This is a genomic window from Nonomuraea sp. NPDC005501 (genome assembly GCF_040605905.1).
GTDB lineage: Bacteria > Actinomycetota > Actinomycetes > Streptosporangiales > Streptosporangiaceae > Nonomuraea.
The window spans coordinates 87,568-101,782 of the sequence record NZ_JBEXDT010000004.1 but is presented as its reverse complement, the minus strand read 5'-3'; the positions used below and the strand labels follow the sequence as shown (position 1 = coordinate 101,782).

Annotated in this window: 14 protein-coding genes and 1 tRNA gene; 7 read left to right on the top strand and 8 right to left on the bottom strand. The window is 64.2% G+C overall.

Features of this window, described 5'->3' with window-relative positions; all coding sequences use genetic code 11:
• Nucleotides 1–341 precede the first annotated feature (341 nt).
• The 3 genes from ABZS51_RS04415 to ABZS51_RS04405 form a co-directional block, all read right to left on the bottom strand.
• Nucleotides 342–1,256, bottom strand: a complete 915-nt coding sequence (locus ABZS51_RS04415; protein ID WP_355436134.1) for a LysR family transcriptional regulator — start codon at nt 1,254–1,256, stop codon at nt 342–344.
• The gene (locus tag ABZS51_RS04410; protein WP_355436131.1) at nt 1,253–1,948 is read right to left on the bottom strand and encodes a hypothetical protein; all 696 of its coding nucleotides are present in this window, start codon (nt 1,946–1,948) and stop codon (nt 1,253–1,255) included. Before ABZS51_RS04410 ends, ABZS51_RS04415 begins: the two co-directional genes overlap by 4 nt.
• A gap of 74 nt (nt 1,949–2,022) precedes the next feature.
• On the bottom strand, nt 2,023–2,187 hold the full coding sequence (locus tag ABZS51_RS04405) for a hypothetical protein (RefSeq protein ID WP_355436128.1): 165 nt from the start codon (nt 2,185–2,187) through the stop codon (nt 2,023–2,025).
• A gap of 365 nt (nt 2,188–2,552) precedes the next feature.
• Between ABZS51_RS04405 and ABZS51_RS04400 the strand changes: the two genes are divergently transcribed.
• Nucleotides 2,553–3,215, top strand: a complete 663-nt coding sequence (locus tag ABZS51_RS04400; protein ID WP_355436351.1) for a site-specific integrase — start codon at nt 2,553–2,555, stop codon at nt 3,213–3,215.
• A 190-nt stretch (nt 3,216–3,405) separates the two neighbouring features.
• On the opposite strand, the gene ABZS51_RS04395 is transcribed toward ABZS51_RS04400, so the two are convergent.
• Entirely contained in the window at nt 3,406–3,897 is a 492-nt protein-coding gene (locus ABZS51_RS04395; RefSeq protein WP_355436125.1) for an NUDIX hydrolase, read from the bottom strand.
• Nucleotides 3,898–4,239: 342 nt separating this feature from the next.
• Between ABZS51_RS04395 and ABZS51_RS04390 the strand changes: the two genes are divergently transcribed.
• The gene (locus ABZS51_RS04390; RefSeq protein ID WP_355436122.1) at nt 4,240–4,758 is read left to right on the top strand and encodes a hypothetical protein; all 519 of its coding nucleotides are present in this window, start codon (nt 4,240–4,242) and stop codon (nt 4,756–4,758) included.
• A gap of 267 nt (nt 4,759–5,025) precedes the next feature.
• Here the strand turns inward: ABZS51_RS04390 and ABZS51_RS04385 are convergent, their stop codons facing one another.
• On the bottom strand, nt 5,026–5,334 hold the full coding sequence (locus ABZS51_RS04385; RefSeq protein ID WP_355436119.1) for a helix-turn-helix transcriptional regulator: 309 nt from the start codon (nt 5,332–5,334) through the stop codon (nt 5,026–5,028).
• A gap of 72 nt (nt 5,335–5,406) precedes the next feature.
• On the opposite strand from ABZS51_RS04385, the gene ABZS51_RS04380 reads away from it, so the two are divergent.
• Both ABZS51_RS04380 and ABZS51_RS04375 read left to right on the top strand, forming a co-directional pair.
• A complete protein-coding gene (locus tag ABZS51_RS04380) occupies nt 5,407–6,330 on the top strand; it encodes a hypothetical protein (RefSeq protein ID WP_355436116.1) in 924 nt (307 codons plus the stop codon).
• A gap of 140 nt (nt 6,331–6,470) precedes the next feature.
• Nucleotides 6,471–8,123, top strand: coding sequence for a hypothetical protein (locus ABZS51_RS04375; protein WP_355436113.1), 1,653 nt, complete (start codon nt 6,471–6,473; stop codon nt 8,121–8,123).
• A 243-nt stretch (nt 8,124–8,366) separates the two neighbouring features.
• Here the strand turns inward: ABZS51_RS04375 and ABZS51_RS04370 are convergent.
• A tRNA-Ala gene (locus tag ABZS51_RS04370) sits at nt 8,367–8,481 on the bottom strand.
• A 698-nt stretch (nt 8,482–9,179) separates the two neighbouring features.
• On the opposite strand from ABZS51_RS04370, the gene ABZS51_RS04365 reads away from it, so the two are divergent.
• Nucleotides 9,180–9,728, top strand: a complete 549-nt coding sequence (locus tag ABZS51_RS04365; protein ID WP_355436110.1) for a hypothetical protein — start codon at nt 9,180–9,182, stop codon at nt 9,726–9,728.
• Nucleotides 9,729–9,762: 34 nt separating this feature from the next.
• On the opposite strand, the gene ABZS51_RS04360 is transcribed toward ABZS51_RS04365, so the two are convergent.
• Nucleotides 9,763–10,539: a methyltransferase domain-containing protein gene (locus tag ABZS51_RS04360; protein WP_355436107.1), complete on the bottom strand. Its 777-nt coding sequence runs from the start codon at nt 10,537–10,539 to the stop codon at nt 9,763–9,765.
• Between the two features lie 476 nt (nt 10,540–11,015).
• On the opposite strand from ABZS51_RS04360, the gene cutA reads away from it, so the two are divergent.
• On the top strand, nt 11,016–11,336 hold the full coding sequence (gene cutA, locus ABZS51_RS04355; protein ID WP_355436104.1) for a divalent-cation tolerance protein CutA: 321 nt from the start codon (nt 11,016–11,018) through the stop codon (nt 11,334–11,336).
• Here cutA and ABZS51_RS04350 read toward each other — a convergent pair.
• Nucleotides 11,302–12,729 carry a helix-turn-helix transcriptional regulator gene (locus ABZS51_RS04350; RefSeq protein WP_355436101.1) on the bottom strand — a complete coding sequence of 476 codons (1,428 nt, stop codon included), beginning with the start codon at nt 12,727–12,729 and terminating at the stop codon, nt 11,302–11,304. The genes cutA and ABZS51_RS04350 overlap by 35 nt on opposite strands.
• Nucleotides 12,730–13,326: 597 nt before the next feature.
• Between ABZS51_RS04350 and ABZS51_RS04345 the strand changes: the two genes are divergently transcribed.
• Nucleotides 13,327–13,971, top strand: coding sequence for a hypothetical protein (locus tag ABZS51_RS04345; RefSeq protein WP_355436098.1), 645 nt, complete (start codon nt 13,327–13,329; stop codon nt 13,969–13,971).
• Nucleotides 13,972–14,215 lie beyond the last annotated feature (244 nt).

Below are 14,215 nucleotides of genomic sequence, written 5' to 3'. Positions count from 1 at the left end.
CGGCTAACGCTCCCACAAGTGCCAGCGCGACAATCCATCGGAGGCTTCGACGAAAGTATGGTGGCCGCCTCCCATAATCGGGAAGCGGCCTTTGACCTGGTGGGATGTTCACGAGTCGTGTTGTCCAGCAAGGAGAAGACCTGCTTGAAGATCGCTTCCCGGACATCGAATGATCGTTTCCCGCACCGGTCCGATGTTGTAGGGCTTTGCGATGTTCTCCGCCGAGCCGCGCGACCGCGTCCCAGAGCGCTCGCCGGGGCCCGACCGATCCCGCCCCTGCGCCGCTCGCCGTAGAGCTGTGCGTACGCCGCGCCGACCTGCGCAGACCGCTGGTGGCGGCGCTATGGAGCCTGACTGACCGCCCGTGAGTTCATGGGGAGGCCGCATTGGTGGGCGGTGGCCAGTTCGGCGAAGGCGGTGGCTGTGGGGAGCGGGTCCGCGGGCAAGGCGAGGAGGATGACCCGCTCGGCGGCGGGCTCCAGCGGGATCGCGTGCACGCCGGCGTGGTGGGCGGGCAGCGACAGTTCGGGGACGATGCTCAGCCCGAGCCCTTCGGCGACCATGGCGAGGATGCTGTTGGTATCGCGCACTCGGTAATGACACTTCAGGCTCGCACCAGCCGCCCGCGCGATCGCCGTGATCAGCGGCTCGCACCCGCCCGTGGACATGATGAAAGGGTGCCGCGCCAGCTCGGTCACCGACAACGAATGGCGGACGCTCAACTCGTGGCCGCTGGGCAGGACGGCCAACATGCGGTCGGCGGCGAGCGGCCGCGCCACCGACCCGGCCGGAAGCGGGGCCTCGTCGACCGCAGCCGACACGGTGGCGATGTCCGCCGCCCCGGTCTCGAGCCACTCCAGGACCTCATTGTCCGAGCCCTCCATCACCGTGGGCCGCACGCGCGGATGCGCTTCGGCGAACCGGCGCAGGATGGGCGGCAGCAGCCGGGCGTTGGCGCTGGGGATGACGCCGACGCGTAGGCTGCCGCGCTCCTGCCCGCGGATCGCGGCCACCTCCTGCTCCAGCGCCTCCGCCTGAGTGAGGATGAGCGTGGCGCGGCGGCACACGGCCCGCCCCGCCGCTGTCAAGCTCACCCCCTGATTGCCTCGTACCAGCAGCGCCACCCCGAGCTCGCTCTCCAGCGCGCGCAACGCGTGACTGACGGCGGACTGGGTCGTGGCCAGTTCCTCCGCGGCCCTGGTCATGTTGCCGGTTCGCGCGACCGCCTGCAGAATCCTGAGCTGGGTGAACGTCATAGCGCCGCACGCAACAGGTCGACCACCAAGGGGTGTGGTGCCTCGGGACGCGAGCGGGCCTGCGGCACGAACAGCGTGGCCACGTAGTACGGGTGCCCGGGGATCTCCAGCACCCGGGCCGCGCCGTCGCCGTCCACGCCAGTGACCAGGAAGCCGCCGTCGTGCAGGATTCCCTGTCGGCCGGGATCGAGGCCGAAATTGCAGTAGTACTCCTCCTCGACCTCGGGCCGCCCATACAACGTGGCCACCCGGGAACCGGAAACCAGGGTCACGGGCATGGTCTTGCCCGCCAGCGAGCAGGTCAGCTCCGACACGAACAGGGTCGAGGCGTACGGGTCGTATTCGGCGTGCTGGGCGTCCTCATAGCCGAGCACGTGGCGGGCGTATTCGATGACCATGTGCTGGCAGCCGCCGCACGTTCCCAAGGTGGGGACGCCGTGCTCACGGCCGTGCCGGAGCGCGGCCAGAGCGCCGAGCAGGCTGCGGTACGGGCTGCCGGGCGCGCACCACAACACGTCGGCGGCCTTGACCTCGGCCAGATTGGACTCGAGCGGTTCGGTGGCGAGCCAGCGGACGTCCACCCCGATGCCGAGGTGCGCGGCGGCGTGGCGCAGCGCGTCGTCGGTGGCCAGGTGCGGAGGAAACGCGGGGTCGCGGTCGCCAATGACCGCGACGCGCAGGGATCGATCCATGGCCCTCACTATGCGACGACCCAGTCATGAGCGCCAATGTTGGACCACGCCCCCGCCATGAGCGATCACTCATGTCAGATCAGTTGGCGCAGGTCGGCGGCGGTGAGCAGGTAGGCCTGGGCGACGACGGCGGCATCCGCGGTCAGGAGGTCGGCCTGCACCCGCTGATCTCGGCGCTGGGCGGCGGGCCGGTGGACATCTTCGCCAGCAGCGGCACCAGCTCCGCCAGTGATCACCAAGGGTGCCCAGACCACGCGGGGACGTACGTCCACCCTCACGGGAGCAAGACCACGTTCGGCCCTACGCGGACACCTGGCTCAAATCCCGCAACCACGAGTTGGCCAGGGCCGCCCGCGACGCGTCGATCATGCGAAACCACGTCCTGACCCGCTGGCGCGACGTGCCTCTCGGAAAGATCGACCACTCAGCCGTTCAGGCATGGATCACCGACCTCGGCAAGCGGCTCTCCCCGGCCACGGTGATCGAATGCCACCGCCTCCTGTCCGGCGTCATGAAGTCCGCCGTCCGCGATCGACTCATCGGGGGCAACCCCTGAGAGGGCGTTCGCCTCCCAAAGCAGCGCTGCCAGGACGACGACGACCGGATCATCACCCGCGAACAGTTCACCACGCTCCTCCGCCACGTTCCCGACCGGTATCGCGCGGTCGTCGCCTTGGCGGCCGGCGCCGGCCTGCGATGGGGTGAATGCGCGGGCCTGCGCTGGGATGCCGTCGACCTCGACGCGGGCACGGTCCGCGTGCTCCGCGTCGCTGTGGAGGTCAACGAGCACGTCAGCATCAAGCCATACCCGGCGTCGAGAGCCGGTCGCCGTGAGGTTCCACTTCCCCGCTTCGCCGTCGACCTGCTCACCGCGCACCGGGACGCCTTCCGGGCCGGCCTCCTCGGCTCAGTGGTGCCATCGGGCAGCGATTTCGTCGACACCTGGACCAACAAGGCCGGCACCGAGCAGACCAAGCACTTCCCGACCAAGGAGGAGGCGGTCACCTACATCGCCCAGCACGCGGGCGAAGGGCTACGGTTCCACGACCTGAGGCACTGCTACGCCACCTGGCTCGTCTCCGAAGGCGTCCCGGTCAACGACGTCGCCGGACTGATCGGCCACGAGCAGATCTCCACCACGCTCAACCGCTACACACACGCATCCCAAGACCGCAACAACAGGGCTCGTGCCGTGTTCGCTGACTTTTCGCTGACTCCGGCCCCAGGGCCTTCAGCGGAGGCGCCACCCTCTGATCTCGACGACTGACCACCCGCACCTGGGCTGACCAGCAAAAGCCCGATCCTCGAAGCGAAGATCGGGCTTTTGGTCTTGTGGGGTGTTCACGAGTAGGTCTGGCCTGGGGCGCTGAGGGTATCTCGAAGATCGCTTCCCGAGGCGACGAAGATCGTTTCCCGCGGCATATCCAGCGAGGGCCCCGGGCGGGCGGGTATGGCGCTCACGGGGGCCGGGGGCCGTCACCTGCCGTTGCCTCTTCCAGAGCACGGAAGGAAACCCGGGTCGCGGCCTGGTCGGGATCGCGGACATATTTCTTCGCTTCGGACTCGGGAACCAGCCGCCGGTGCTGTATCTCGAACTCCGGCTGCCATTCCTGAAGCCGGACCTCCGCGCGCCAGTAAGAGCGGATGAGGACCAGGCCAAGCTCGTGTCCGCGCACGCATTCGCTGCGGGAATATCCAAGCAGGCGGCTACCGATGACGGTGACGCACGCTTCTTCGAGCATTTCGCGGCGCAGGGTCTCCTCGATGGTCTCTGTTCCTTCAGGACGTCCGGCTGGGAAACCCCAGTGCTCGCCGTCATGGCTGATCAGGACCATCTCCTTGGCGGCCGTCACGCAGATGCCGGCGGCTCCATGAGGCTTGCCTTCCTGCGGGTCGTCGACAGGGTGCCAGGACACAAGCCAATCCTGGCCGTTCGAATGCGTCAGCATCCGCTCCCTGTCACGGGCTGGGACGATAGATGTCATGTGGTTTCCACGTTGAGGTTTCTTCCCAGGATGTCGATGATCGTTTCCCAATGGAGTGTTCGGTGCGCTGATCGTGACGTCATGACCGACATGCTGTCGAACTTCACCAGCGCCGGCGAGCCTCGAGCCGCCTGGTTCCGCCACGCGCTGCGCGATCACGAAGGGGTCGCATACACGTCCTCTGAGTGCTGAAGAGATCTTGCGATCCTTGGGGTCAGCAATGCCATTGACGCCTACAGTGTGGAGTTGCAGCTATGCGTTGAGTGATGGGGGCCGCCGGGTGACTGCCGCGCGAGGGAGGCGATGGTGACGTCGCTGCTGACGAAGCTGGAGCGGGCAGAGGAGTCCGCGCGGCAGGAATGCGCTGAGCTGTCTGGGCAGATGCAGGAACTGCAGGAGCGGCTGGCCAGGGCGGAGCGGCGGCTGGAACGGCTGTCCATCGCGCGTGAGGAGCTGACCGCGCTGGAGGCGGCCGATGAACCGGCCGACGCAGAGCCCGGCAAGCCCGCTGAAGGCGATCAGGATGCGGGGCGCAGCGGCCAGGGCACTGGCGGGCGCGCGGAGGTTCCTCAGGAGCGTCCGGTTCTGCGGGGGTTGCGCAAGGACGCGGTGGTGTTGCTGGCCAGCTCCGACAAGCCGCTGCGGGCGCGGGATGTGGTGCGGGCGCTGGGTCAGCAGGATGTCCGCGGCCAGGTGGAGGGGATGCGCACGCGGCTCAAGCGGCTGGTGGACGATGGCTGGCTGGCCGAGCGGGAGCAGGGCCTGTTCACGATCGCGTCCGGGGTGAACGGGTTCGCCGGCGAAGGGGGAGCCGCCACGAGCTGAGTACGGCTTGCCGGTCTGGCGATCGGGTCAAAAGGGTGGTGCCGCCGAGTTGCTGCTCGACGGCACCGGGTTGCGTGAGCGCCCAACAGGTCCTAACTCTTTGAAGGCTCGCGCCTTCTGAGCGTAACGCGATAGGTGATCGCTTGGAGGCTGTCGAGCCAAATGACGGCTGCTTCTGCCCGGATGTCCGGGTTGTCGGGGCGGCGGAGAGAAGGCTCGACCATGCCGTCGAGGTCATCACGGCGTCCCGCACAGGGTTCGGCGCCGTCATCGGGGTGCCGGGGTGCCCTGCGGCCACAGCCGGACCGTGAGCGCGGTCTCCAGCAGGGCGATGGTGGCCACGTCCGGCCAGGAGCGGCCGGCCAGCAGGTCGGCGATGGACTGGCGGTTGACGCCGGAGGCGGCGGCCAGGCCGCGCAGGCTCAGGCGGCGTTCGGCCAGGACGCCGGCCAGGCTAACGGCGATCTGCTGGACGATGGCCGCGGCGGGATGACGGGCCAGGTCCGCGTGGGGCCAGGCCTGCGGGTCCTCGGCCAAGTCCCGAGGGGCGGCCGAGCGCGCGCGTCCTCCGACCATGACAAATCGCTCCTTTGGGTGGATGTCGTCGCCCTGCGTAACGGCTGCTTGTCCTGCCACTATGGATGGGGTGTGACCCTCGATCCCACGACCTCGGCCACGATCACCGGCTACCGGCCGCAGAACGCTCCGCCGGAGTGGGACCACATTTGCGGGCATGTGCGCATGCTGGTCGCTGCCAGCGCCGACCGCTCCCCTTACCGGGTCGAGCGGCTGCTCACCGCGACCACTCGCCTGGCCGTGTGGTGTCACCGCTCCGGCCTGCCCGATGACCCGGAAGTATGGCTGCGGCATGAGACGATCGACGCGTTCGTCCTGACCGGCTGCACCGACCTGGCCCCGAGTTCGGCGCAGACCTATCGCAGCTGGCTGCGGCATATGCGGGCCACGCTGGCCTGGCTGGAACGCGGTGAACAGGTGCCGCCACCGATGACAGCCCCCAAGAAGGTCAGCCCGCCCTACTCGCCGACCCAGCTCGGCCGCCTTCGTGGCTGGGCCGAACGTCTGCCCGGCCAAGCCAGAAGCGACGCGCTGGCGTTGATGGCGCTCGCCTTCGGCTGCGGTCTGACCTCTGGGGAGGTGGCCGCCGTCCGGACTGGGCATCTGCGCCGCCTGGCCTGCGGCGCGATCGTGGTCACCGTCCCCGGCACAGACCGGTTGATCGTCTGCCGCGCCGCCTGGGAGGACGTCCTGACCGATGCCGCCGACCAGCTGGGCGACCGGTTCGTGTTCCGGCCCAGGCGCGCCGCCCGGCACGCCAAGAACCTGTTCAGCTCCTGGACGGCCCGCCACCAGCCCACCGGCGGCCTGCCCACGCTGTCGATTCGCCGGCTGCGCTCCTCCTGGATCGTCGAACTGCTGAACGCCCGCATCGACCTGGGAGTGGTGGCCGCCGCGGCCGGGATGAGCACCTCCGCGCTGGCCCGCTACCAACACTTCGTCCCAGCCTTGGACGAGCCCACCGCGGTCGCGCTGCTGCGCGGCCGCGCCATGTGAGTACGGCGAAGCCACGCGCCTGGCCGCCGCGCACCACCCGAGCCCGAGCCACCCGTCCCCGGCCTCCTGCCAAGCAGACGGCACAGATCCCCGATGCCGTCGTCAGTCACTACGCCCGGCTGCTGGACGACTCCGGCATCATGCCGCTGATCGACACCGAACTCGGCCCGAGGCCCGGCCCGCCCGGGCTGCCCATCGCCGCGGTGCTGACCTGCCTGCTGCTGTCCATCAACCACACCGGCAAGGCCACTCTCGTCGAGGCCTGGCGGATCGCCGCGTTCTGCCTGACCGCCGCCGCACGCCACCGGCTCGGCCTGCCCGACATCAACCCCGCAGATGTCCACCAGGTGCTCGCCTCCTCCCGCCGCTTCTACCGGGCCTTTGACCGGCTGACCACCGTGCTGGATCCAGCCCGCCACGATCGGCGCGCCCGCCTGCCCCAACATCAGGCCGACACGCTGGCCACCGCCTGGGCGGATGACGACCCAGCACACTCGCACAAGCGGGAACTGCTGCAGGACATCGTCACCGCACTGGTGCTCACCCCGGTGCGCTGGGCCAAAGGCCGCGGCTACCTCCGTCACTTCCGCGGCGACGTCGGCATCGACACCACCGCCGCCCCGGTCTTCGCCCGCCCACCCCGCACGCGCCGCTCCACCGGAGAACTCCTCGCCTCCACCGAGATCACCGCGGGCTGGCACCACTCGGCCGGCAACGACCCACCCGAGTACGGCTACAGCGCCACGCTGACCGTCGCCGCCCGCACCCGCCCGGTTCTCGGGTCCTTTCCGCAGCTGGCGCTCGGCCTGGTCCTGGACACCCCGCACAAACGCATCGGCGCCAACGCCATCACCACCTTGACCCCGCTGGCCGGACTCGGCCTGCCCGCCCGTTTCGCCGCCGTCGACCGCGCCTACACCGACCAGATCGCCCAGCACTTCGCGCGCCCAGCCCGCGAGCTCGGCTACCGCCTCGTCCTGGACTACAAACGTGAGATCCGCGGAGTTCAGGGCAGTGTCCACGGCGCCCTGCTTGTCGACGGCGCGCTGGCTTGCCCGCTGATGCCTGACCGGCTCGCCCACGCCACCACCGACCTCGACGACGCGTTCGTCCGCAACCCCACCGAAGACTTGGCCGCGCTGATCGCCGCGCGAGAGCCGTACTTCCTGGCACACAAGCAAAGCGCGGACGCCCGCGGCGCGGTCCGGCTGCAATGCCCGGCGGCGGGAACCTCCCCGTCGCTGTCCTGTCCCCGTTTTGAACGCCTCCACCAGCGCCCCGGCAGCCGACCCGCCCCTGTCGACCTGACCGATGCCCGCAAACGAGCCGCTCACCTCTCGGCCAAGCCCCGCATCCTGCCACCGGCCCCCGACACCAAGCCCGCCGAACTGCCGAAGATCTGCCGCCAGCACAGCGTCACCCTGCACCCTGAAGATCACGGCCATCTGGACAAGTTCCGCCAGGACCTGGCCTATCTCAGCCCAGTCTGGGCAGACGTCTATAAACCTGCCCGCGCCAATACAGAGGGCTTGAACGGCAGATTGAAGGGATTCGATGTCGATCTGGGCGCCCCGAAGAACCGGCTCGCCCACGGCCGCGTCGCCCAAACCCTGCTCGTCGCGTTGACCGTCGCCGTCGCCAACGACCACTTCCTCGACCAGTGGCGCCACACCCGCCAGCCCCCAGATGAGCCCGACACATCCGCCGACATCCCCGAGAGTCCTGCGATCCCAGCAGAGCACCTCAACCGCTCGCCGCTCACGGACCGGAGCAGGCCACCACCCGCCCCTTAACGCGCAATTCAGATCACCTTGTCGCAGCACCCAGCCGGGAGCCGGCATCGCCATGCCCAGCGACGCGAACTCCGACCTCCACCAGCGCCTTGACATCAGCCGGGCCTTCCCGGACGCCTGCTCCACGGCTCCTAAACCAGGACGAACCCGATTCGGAAACCCCTGAAACGACAAGATCCCGTCTGATCTCAACGATCAGACGGGATCCCGTCAACTTCAGTCCAGCCGTTTCAAGAACGACCCTGGGTGGAGATGAGGGGATTCGAACCCCTGACCCCTTCGATGCGAAGGAAGACAGGCAAGTCTGATCATGTCGATCTGAGTCGATCGGGTGCCTCTCACCTTACAGAACACTCCGGAGAGGACGCGGGAAGTCTGAGGGAGCCGCAATGCGGTGGCTCCCAAAATTGGCTCCCGTGGCTCCTCACCGGGTGGGAGAGGAACCCCATGATCAACGAGTACCTTCCCGACGACAATGACGGGCGTTTCCCCGAGGACACGCCGGTTCTCGTCAAGTACCCCCTACGCGGAGACCAGAACGACGATCGCGACTCGTGGCCGTGGCTACAGGCACCGTCCTGGCTCAGTGCGGTCCCGACGAATGGCGGGTCGTTGTCGAGGGGCCAGAGCTGGCTATACCTGACCCTAGCGTGTCCAACGGCGACGCCCTTGAGAACCTGCTCTACCCCGCTTGCTTCGCGACGCGACCGAGATTCGCGCCGCCAGCATGCACCGGTGGCAGCGTGTGTGGAACGAGGTAGAGAACGGCTGACCTCGGCTGGCAGGCCACCGCCGACCCCGTCGGCGGTGGCCTGCTTGTGCACTTACTAAAACAATCCTCAACTCCGATTTTGCCAAAACCAATGTGCTGCACTCCTGTACCAGGGTACTAACCCCGACTGGCACCACAGGCGTGGCGCCCCAGAAAATCTCCAGAATATGGATAGGGAGATCAGCAAATGAGCCTCACACGAATCGACGCTAGGCGGCATTAGTATGCATTGGAGATCGACATCGGAAGAGAATGATCGAGAAAGACTTAAAATTTGGATATCGGTGGCTATAGAAGAATACAAGACTCTTCGCGATGAATCGCTCAAGGCGTTGCATGCACAACAGTTGGCAGTTCAAATAGGTTCAACCCTGCTTACAGCGATCTTGGCTGCCGCTTTTGGCCTCAAACCAGGTGTGGTGCGGTTCATTCTATTGGACTTCATCGGTCCCATAGTTGGATTGTTTGTGGTTGTTGTGTGGCGCGGAGAAGTGGAGCGCTCCATTCGCGCAGGTGTTTTTCTCCGGAGGAGAGAGCTTGAAATATCGAACGCTGTAAAGGTTCAAAATCACCCAAGAGCTCTCTCGTGGGAAAGATGGCTAGCCAGGAATCCTCAGTTTAGGCTATGGAAGTACTATCGAGCCCAGCTAGTAGTGCTCTTGGGGTTGGCAAGCGCAAATGTTGCAGCCGCGATCCCAGATACCCTTAAAGCTAAGCAATGGTATTGGACAGCTTTCTCTTTTGTCGGATTCGCCCTTGTGGTTAGCACTGTAGTTTTCTACGTTCTGAATGAAACGCGACTGCGACAACATCTCGTTACGATGCAGAACTGAACATCGTGCCAACCACGTGGGAAGCCTACCCCCCTTAACGCTGAGCCCAGCAAATAATCCTCTTCCAAATATGCAGATACGGGCCACTTTCGCCAATCCTCTCAAATAGACGTCTTTTATACTGGGAAGCGAATGCCTCAAATAGGTCACTATTCATAAATCTGCGATAGTGAACCAGGAGACCACCGCGCACCCAATCATACAGCTCCTGCGGCGATTTCATATAATGCGTATATACACGAAGCTGGACGCTCTGATCAGTAAAGCCGGCATGATGAAACGTCTCCGCATAGGCTTGCGGCTCCATAACGGAGGAGAAGGGATCCAGGTGATCCGATCCCAGGATCTCGCAAAATGGAGGCTCCTGAGCCACATCAATCGCTACCAAATGTGCTTCGTGATCACGATTGGTCGGCACCTGAAATGCCAATTGCCCAGCCTCGCGCAGGCTCTTGTGGAAGTGAGACACAAGTCTAGGATGATTGGGCAGCCACTGCAATGCCGCATTAGAGAAGATTAGATCGTAATTCTCTCCCGTCCACGTTGCCATGTCTGCAAGCTCAAAATGAAGCCCTCCTATATGCAGCTGTGCTGTTTCTCTAAGCATCTGACGTGACGAATCTACGCCCACTGTCTCAGCTAGGCCAAGACGCCGATGCAGTTCGGCTGTCAAGTCACCCGTGCCGCACCCAAGGTCAGCAGCTCGGCCGCCCACCACAGGCTTAATAAGCGTAAACAGATCATCGATGTGGCGTCGACGCTGCTCAGCGAAGCGTAGATACTGATTCGGATCCCATCCGTTACCTTCCATTTCGACTCCCGGATCGGACTGAACACTAGCGCTCAGTTCAGAGAATCACAGCATTGGCAAACATCGCGACAACATGGGGTATGGAAGGTCCTATTTCAACCTATACAGCAGCCTGTGGGCAGGGTTCAAGACGCGAGGCGCAGACCCTTCATGAAACAAGATGCAGCTTTTGCAAACGCGTATCTTGATCGCACTCCGGCGCCGATCTGGTTACTAAATATTTAAGATCTATTGGGAAATTCCTTACAGAATCTTGGAACTCTCAACACCGTACCTGCCCAACCCGCCACGGCCTCGAAGAATTCTTCCGAAAGGCGTCAGTAATTACTAGGGCGCTCACAACCGCTTCCACGAGAACTGCGCAAAAGATCACTGAGGGTTGAACCGGCCTTTGACCGGAGGGCCATGGGCCTCTTACTGTATGACCTACATGATCAAACCTTCTGCTCAAGGGGAACTGGGTTGTGAAGGGTTACATGCAGGTCCTGACCACTGTCCCGAGCGCTAACGAGGGCGCCGCACTGGCACATAGCATCACCTCGCAACGCCTGGCCGCTGGCGTGCAGATCATCGGACCGATTAGGTCCATGTACTGGTGGCGAGGGTCTTTGCGCGACGAGCAGGAATGGCAGTTGATCATCATGACCACGCATGCTCTGCTCGCCGCGCTTGAGAACCACATCAGAGCGAACCACAGTTACGAGACACCAGAAATCATCGCAACTGAAATTGTTGCGGGGAGCGACGATTACTTGGACTGGATCAGCGCGGAGACGCAGAGAATTGACGCTTCGTAACGGCCAATTCTTCTAGGAATGCGCGGACTGGTGGTTGAGTCTGCCAGCGTCTGAGCGCTTCTCCGAGAACGATGAACCGTGGCAGCCAGATGCCGGATTCCGTCTCGCGAATGACGGCGAGACCATCCCTAGCCGCTCTGGCTGCTTCTTGGACTGAGCCATGCACGATATGAGCCGTGGCAATGTCTCCGAGAATGATTCCTGCCCGCTTTCTCTCCACCTCGGGCAGGCGTGCTATGACCGCATGCGCCACCGCTTCGGCTTCTTCCAGTCGGCCGATTTGAGCATAGGTTGAGATTTTAAAGGAGTCAAAACGGTCCTGATCTAGGAATCTTGTCCATACACGATCCTCTTCCGGATCGGCGATATTGAATGCCTCGCGCGCTTCATCCCACGATTGAAGGGCGGCTTCTGTTTCTCCTAATGCTGCGCTCTCTTCTGCGTGTCTTGCAGCCAGCCATGATGTGGTTCCGGGTGAAGCGTTCTTGGGCAAGTGCTGTAGTGCGGTCGCTAGGAGGGAGCGCGCTCGTCCGTGGTTTCCTTTGCCGCTCGGTATATAGCTTCTATACCCAAACGCGCATGCGATGATAGCCGGGTCGCCGGCTTCCTTTGAAGCCTTCTCAGCGGTGTCATAGAAGTTCCGCGCAGCAGATATGTTGCCCAGATCTGTTGCGATCCAACCGGCAAGCACGCTGCTTTCTCCTGCGACCACGATCAGACGCCTACGAAGCTCGTCTTTGGGATCGGTGGCTGTGCCGTTCAGGATGGTTCCGACCTCATTCAGATGGGCTGCCAAGCCCTTGAAAATTGTATGCGCCGGCAGCATTTCTTCGAGTCGGTGGAAACCGGCGGCTCTAGCCTCCATCTCTCGCACCACTGCTTCGTCAATGGAGCTCGGCCTTGACAGAGCAAAGGCGACTTTCTCCCATGCCTCACTCTGAACTAGAGCTGACTGGGCACCGAGCTGTGCCACCATGGCCAGCAGTTCGCGGCGCTTCAACGGCTCGCCCCTTTTCCCGATCGCTTCAGCGAAGAGCTGCAAGTCGAAAGTGTCTGTGGGGATCTGGACCCCATCACTGACGACTCGCGCACTGCTTCTGCCATCAGAGGACGCCAAGCCCATATAGCGACGCAAGTGGCCAGGCATGCCCAAACCGTCAGCGAACGACTCAAATGTATGCTTTGCGGTCGGGATGCGCTTGCCGCTCTTGTACTCGCTGACCCGTCCCTGGGGTATCCCAGTGAGGCTCGCGATCTGGCCTTGGGTGATGCCGTACTTCGTCAGGATGCGGATAACGCCGCCGAGATCACGCTGCTTGCACACATCCTCTATGTCCTGACGTGCGAAAACAGTCCCCAGAACATGGCGGACTCGCTCTTGATCCATCGTCATGGCGGCGTTCCGTTCCCCTGGTAGCGCGCCTTTCGAGAAAAGTAGAACTCATCCAGTCCATCACACCGTGAGATATCACGGTGAGATTCTGCGAAACCGGCTTGCTTGGAAACCTCACATCAGTTCATGGCGCAGGTCGGAACTGAGCTGAGGCGAGAATCCAAGATCATCATTTGTCCGACTTCCGCCTCGCTTCTTTCCCTCGATACGCGGAGTTGCGGGAGGCGGATGCATGACCAGGGAGCAAGGGCCGTCTCGGCTCGCCTCCAATGCCGCCGTTGCCGTGGCTGACCAGCTTCAACGAGAGCTGGCCGTGCTCGGGATCTCGACCGATGTGAACGACGGCTACGGGTTGGCCGTGGTGTCGGTTTGGCGTGGCCTGATCGTTTGGACGAACGGTGATCGCTTTTGGTGGCGTACAGGCTGGAACCGCCGACATGACCGCCCTGTCTACGCCTGGCTTCCCACCGCAGACGCGAGGCGAACTGCGCGACGTGTCGCCGCGCGATACGAGGAGCTTTGCGGAGCCGCGCCCAAGCCGCCTCTACCGACGCCCGGTGCGTCCGGCGAGGTGCCGTGCCGAGGAGGTGATCTTGGATGAGCGGCTACTCGACCATCCCGTACACGATCGCGTTCGCCAACGAGCTGGTAGCCGACCCGATCAGCTTCGAGCCGTACGCCGGTAGGGCGCGCTTGTCCTACTGTCCATCGCGAGCCGGCGACTGGATCAACCCGCATGCGGACACGTTGGGCAGCGTGGGCGGCATCCTCCGCGCCCGTACGCGCGATCTACGCGACGATCCGGCAAGGCGTGGCTCAGAGCGCATGCGCAAGCTCAACACGCGCCGTCAGTGGAGATGCATGGACCGGTTGTTGTGCCAGGTGTGTGGCGATCCCGCGGCCGATTCCACATCGGGGCTGATCCCATGGCCGCTTACCAAGACGGTGTTCGAGCGCACCGGCCCGGACAGAGGGCGCACCAACGCCCCGCCTACGTGCTGGAACTGCATCCCCAAGGCGTTGGAGCAGTGCCCGATGCTGCACGAGGACTTCACCCTCTACACCGCGACCCACGCTCGGAGCGTCGGCGTGCTGGCCGACCTCTACCGGCCCGGCGTGCTCAGTGCCGTCGTCCTGGCAGCGCACAACGTGTTCGTCGGCTGGGACGATTTCCACCTCCACCCTCGCGCACTGGCCGTCGCCCAAGTCGTCGAGCTGCACGGAATGAAGACAGTGCCGTAGACACGCGACGGTGCGGCGACTGGCTCATACCTTTCCCACTGGTCGCGCACCGTCGTGTCAACGCCCCCGGCAGGGCCCTTCTGCGCTCGTGAGAGTGCCAGTTCCCAAAGGGCCCTGTCGGGGGTCTCATTTGCGCATGTGCCGTGAGCTGGGGCTTATCTCACCACAGGATCTAGAGCATCTCATCGCACGATGTTTTTGATCTCACTGCAAGATCACATCGCGTGATGGGTTCACCCCTTCC

Coding starts and splice junctions, on each gene's coding strand:
- ABZS51_RS04350 (WP_355436101.1), bottom strand. CDS start 12,729: ATGACGATGGATCAAGAGCGAGTCCGCCATGTTCTGGGGACTGTTTTC.
- ABZS51_RS04410 (WP_355436131.1), bottom strand. CDS start 1,948: ATGGATCGATCCCTGCGCGTCGCGGTCATTGGCGACCGCGACCCCGCG.
- ABZS51_RS04375 (WP_355436113.1), top strand. CDS start 6,471: ATGCCGCTGATCGACACCGAACTCGGCCCGAGGCCCGGCCCGCCCGGG.
- ABZS51_RS04395 (WP_355436125.1), bottom strand. CDS start 3,897: ATGCTGACGCATTCGAACGGCCAGGATTGGCTTGTGTCCTGGCACCCT.
- ABZS51_RS04360 (WP_355436107.1), bottom strand. CDS start 10,539: ATGGAAGGTAACGGATGGGATCCGAATCAGTATCTACGCTTCGCTGAG.
- ABZS51_RS04345 (WP_355436098.1), top strand. CDS start 13,327: ATGAGCGGCTACTCGACCATCCCGTACACGATCGCGTTCGCCAACGAG.
- ABZS51_RS04385 (WP_355436119.1), bottom strand. CDS start 5,334: ATGGTCGGAGGACGCGCGCGCTCGGCCGCCCCTCGGGACTTGGCCGAG.
- cutA (WP_355436104.1), top strand. CDS start 11,016: ATGCAGGTCCTGACCACTGTCCCGAGCGCTAACGAGGGCGCCGCACTG.
- ABZS51_RS04415 (WP_355436134.1), bottom strand. CDS start 1,256: ATGACGTTCACCCAGCTCAGGATTCTGCAGGCGGTCGCGCGAACCGGC.